The sequence below is a fragment of the Maribacter sp. genome (genome assembly GCF_016744255.1).
GTDB lineage: Bacteria > Bacteroidota > Bacteroidia > Flavobacteriales > Flavobacteriaceae > Maribacter_B.
The window spans coordinates 1-3,755 of sequence record NZ_JADGES010000120.1 but is presented as its reverse complement, the minus strand read 5'-3'; the positions used below and the strand labels follow the sequence as shown (position 1 = coordinate 3,755).

4 protein-coding genes and 1 pseudogene are annotated in these 3,755 nt (G+C 30.5%); 3 read left to right on the top strand and 2 right to left on the bottom strand.

All coding sequences use genetic code 11. The features are described from left to right. Window positions 1-1,031 (bottom strand): M14 metallopeptidase family protein (locus QZZ51_RS14955; RefSeq protein WP_291871104.1); only part of this gene is annotated, 1,031 nt, incomplete at its 3' end. A gap of 275 nt (window positions 1,032-1,306) precedes the next feature. Here QZZ51_RS14955 and QZZ51_RS14950 point away from each other — a divergent pair. The 3 genes from QZZ51_RS14950 to QZZ51_RS14940 all read left to right on the top strand — a co-directional run bounded on the left by QZZ51_RS14950 (window position 1,307) and on the right by QZZ51_RS14940 (window position 2,941). Next, complete coding sequence (locus QZZ51_RS14950) at window positions 1,307-1,678, top strand: helix-turn-helix transcriptional regulator (RefSeq protein ID WP_291871103.1); 372 nt, start codon at window positions 1,307-1,309, stop codon at window positions 1,676-1,678. Between the two features lie 76 nt (window positions 1,679-1,754). Further along, window positions 1,755-2,132, top strand: coding sequence for a hypothetical protein (locus QZZ51_RS14945; RefSeq protein ID WP_291871101.1), 378 nt, complete (start codon window positions 1,755-1,757; stop codon window positions 2,130-2,132). A 2-nt stretch (window positions 2,133-2,134) separates the two neighbouring features. Then, window positions 2,135-2,941, top strand: coding sequence for a TerC family protein (locus QZZ51_RS14940; RefSeq protein ID WP_291871099.1), 807 nt, complete (start codon window positions 2,135-2,137; stop codon window positions 2,939-2,941). Between the two features lie 73 nt (window positions 2,942-3,014). Here the strand turns inward: QZZ51_RS14940 and QZZ51_RS14935 are convergent. Next, window positions 3,015-3,598: pseudogene (locus tag QZZ51_RS14935) on the bottom strand (DNA alkylation repair protein). Between the last annotated feature and the right edge of the window lie 157 nt (window positions 3,599-3,755).

Genomic DNA, 3,755 nt, shown 5'->3' with positions numbered 1-3,755 from the left:
TGTCCAAAGAAATTATTTCTTAAGTTTCCTGTCTTATCCACATAAGGAACAAATTTTAATTTATTCTCTATTAATGTTTCTTTAAATAAAATACCAACATCTGTATTCGTTTTTAATGCAGGATTTAATTCTTCTGCATTTAATATTAAGATATCATAAAACTGTTTGCTGTTTTCGGGTATGTTATTATAATCTGTTTGTTTGTAATTATGAACAGAGTTATTACTTATAACATTTAATACTTTTAAGAGAGCTATAAAGATATATTCTCTTGTTTTTTCTCTATCATAATCTTCGGGGTAATGACCAGATTCAAATAATATAGTTGGTGTTTTTAGCATTTGAAAAGCATCTCCCACACAATTTGCGTTAAAACCGTCATCATATCTTCCTACTTGTCCAGGAATTTTTTTTTGCAGCTCTTTATTCATCGCTACAATTAATTGCATGCTAATTGCTCTTGAGCTAGAAATACTTCGTTCTGGATCATGTGCAGGAGCCAAAAAAGACACTGTTGCAGGTTTACTGGTGTTACCTACATTAAATATGGTTCGTTGGTCATGTAGATTAAGACAGTAATCTGGCTTAAAAGAATCGTATGTTTTTTTTAGCACTACGCTTTCTGGCTGACTTAAATCTTGGGCATCTCTATTTAAGTCTATATTATTTGCATTCACTCGTGTGTACGCGTATGCTCCATCGGGATTTAAAATGGGTATAATTTTAATAGTACAGTTCTTTTTAATAGCGCTTACTTCTTTTGTGTCTTGTTGCAAAAATTGCAATAAATCCAAAATAGCTTTTGTGGTTGTAGATTCGTTTCCATGCATTTGGGACCACATTAAAATACGATGATTTCCTTTGCCAATTGTAACACTCTTAATGTTTCTTTTTTCCACAGAAAAACCAATTTTATCTATTGTAAATTCTTTAGGAATATTTTTTAAAATGGCATCAACTTTCTCGGTAACAAGATAGCGTCCCTGTATATGTTTTTCTTTTATATTTTGGTATTCTATTGGAGACAACATTTTGATTTTTTTTAAGAACAATGCAAAAATACAATCAATATAAATTACATTTGTAAACATAAAATACACTTTTGTAACATAGTGCTATTTAGGCAATCAAGAAGGTGCATTGCGAATTTCGCAATGCAGAAAATTTTAATTGCATATTATATTGATAATGAGAGAATTGTATTCATTCTTTTAAAGTATAATTTCAATAAAAAATATAGATTATTTGTATTTCGAAAAACATAAAAATAGATTGATAAAAACATATATAAAAGATTTTGGTTATTATGGTAAACACGGATGATATTATAAAAAGGCTTACACAAATTCTAAAACACTACAGTTTATCCGCCTCCGCTTTTGCGGATAAAATTAGTGTGCAACGCTCTAGTATATCTCATTTGTTATCTGGAAGAAACAAACCTAGTTTAGATTTTGTTTTAAGAGTAATAAGCGTTTTTCCTGAAGTAAATTTATATTGGTTTCTTAAAGGAGAAGGCACTTTTCCTTTAGAAGAAAATAGCGCAAAACTAGAAGCTCCTACTCCAGCCAAAAACACCCCTAAAGAAAAAGTGTTTAATGTATTAGAAGCAAAAAAAACAGAAAAAATAGTCATTTTTTATACCGATGGCTCTTTTAAATCGTATACCGATTGGTAAAAATTTTTGAAGTACACTGTATAAGTATTTCAAATTATTTGCTCGGATTAACAGGTAATTTATTTAATTTGTATCTATGATAAAAAAAAATATTTTTAATATCTTATTACTAAGCATTACTATTTCTTGCTATCAACCCAAAAGAGATTGCAACGCCTATAAAACTGGAGAATTTACTTTTGAATATGAAATAGAAGGGGAAACAAAAACAGCCAAATTTATTCGAGATGATAAATATAGTGTGGATTACTACGACAACAAGATTGATAGCGCTTCTGTACGTTGGGTAAATGATTGCGAATTTGTCCTTAAAGATTTAAATAGTAATGTTGCTATAGTCTATAAAATATTGAGCACTACGGATAATTCTTATACTTTTGAATATAAAAGCGCAGTTAAAGATGAAAACAAAAAACTAATAGTAAAAACCGGAACTGCAACTAAAATTAAATAACCATGTTTGAAATTTTTTCTAATCCAGACGCTTGGATTGCATTACTAACTCTTACTTTTTTAGAAATTGTACTGGGAATAGATAATATTATTTTTATTTCTATTGCAGCTGGGAAACTAGACAAAACGCAACGTAAAAAAGCCACTAACATAGGTTTGGTACTTGCTATGGCAATGCGTATTGTTCTTCTTTTTGGCATCTCTTTGTTAACCTCTATGAAGAAACCTTTCTGGGTAATAAATTCCGATTGGATTAGTGGAGGAATTAGCGGCCAAGCGATAATATTATTTGCAGGTGGTTTATTTTTACTTTATAAGAGTACCAAGGAAATTCACGAAAAAGTGGAAGATAAAGGGCATGATGAAAGAGAAGTTACAAAAGCACGTTCCACATCACTTTCTAATGCAATTGTACAAATAACAGTAATAAACCTTGTATTCTCTTTTGATTCTATACTTACAGCTATCGGGATGACTAATGGTATTACTCCAGACCCTAACGACGCTCTTGTTCTTATGATTGTTGCTGTTATTATTTCTGTCGTTATTATGATGCTTTTTGCAAACCCAGTTGGAGAATTTGTAAATAAACACCCTTCTATACAGGTATTAGGACTTTCTTTTTTAATATTAATTGGTTTTATGCTAATTGCAGAGGCAGCACATTTGGCTCATTTAGAAGTGTTCGGTAATGAAGTTGGGACTATTCCTAAAGGATACCTATACTTTACTATTGCATTCTCTTTAATGGTAGAATTTTTTGATTTACGTATGAAGAAAAACAAAAAAGGAGAATCAGCATCTATATAAATAATATACACATATAAAGCATACACAAAAGCCTTATTTGTCTAAAATAAGGCTTTTACGTATAACGATAGGATTACATTAAACGCAATGCCTCTCGCCTACTTAAAGGGTTTAAAGCTGTTCTTTCTATAAAATCGGATACCCATTTAGGGTTCGTTCTGCTATATTCTCTTAAAACCCACCCTATGGCTTTATTTACAAAAAATTCTTTAGAGCCTAGTAAAAAATTAATAGTCTTACTTAACAATTGAACATCTATTTGGTTTTGTATTTCAGCTGGAACAAAAGAGCACATCTTTGCAGCCATATATTACCAGAGTGCAGCCATTTATCTACATATTCTTCTCGTTGTTCTGGATACACTTTAAAAAAAGCCCCCATTAGTTTTACAGCGATAAAATCCACGGTATCCCACCAGGACTTGTGCGTTACCATATATTCATAAAGAGCCATATCTATAGGTTGCACGTTTTTTATATATTTAAAAACCAGCTCTTGTCCAAAATACTGAAATTCCCTCTCTGGTTTATTCCATAAAATTTTTATTAAGTCTTTTAATTCGGAATGTAGAGGAAGATGTTCTTTAACTAAAAATGGTTTTTGCACTGCTCTACGGGTGACTGTCTTTAAACCAAAATATTCAAATTGGTTACGCATATATGCCTTTTGTTGTACTGCAATTTCCAAATCGGATTTATGCTTAAATTCTTTCCCTAACACTTTTACATATTGTTGCATACTATTGTCTAAAACATAAAGTAATACTTTATGTTAATATTATAATAACCTTTTAATCAACATCTTAATATAAGAC

What these genes read in the sequence shown, in the direction of transcription:
- QZZ51_RS14950 (WP_291871103.1), top strand. Translation starts at nt 1,307, where the DNA reads ATGGTAAACACGGATGATATTATAAAAAGGCTTACACAAATTCTAAAA.
- QZZ51_RS14945 (WP_291871101.1), top strand. Translation starts at nt 1,755, where the DNA reads ATGATAAAAAAAAATATTTTTAATATCTTATTACTAAGCATTACTATT.
- QZZ51_RS14940 (WP_291871099.1), top strand. Translation starts at nt 2,135, where the DNA reads ATGTTTGAAATTTTTTCTAATCCAGACGCTTGGATTGCATTACTAACT.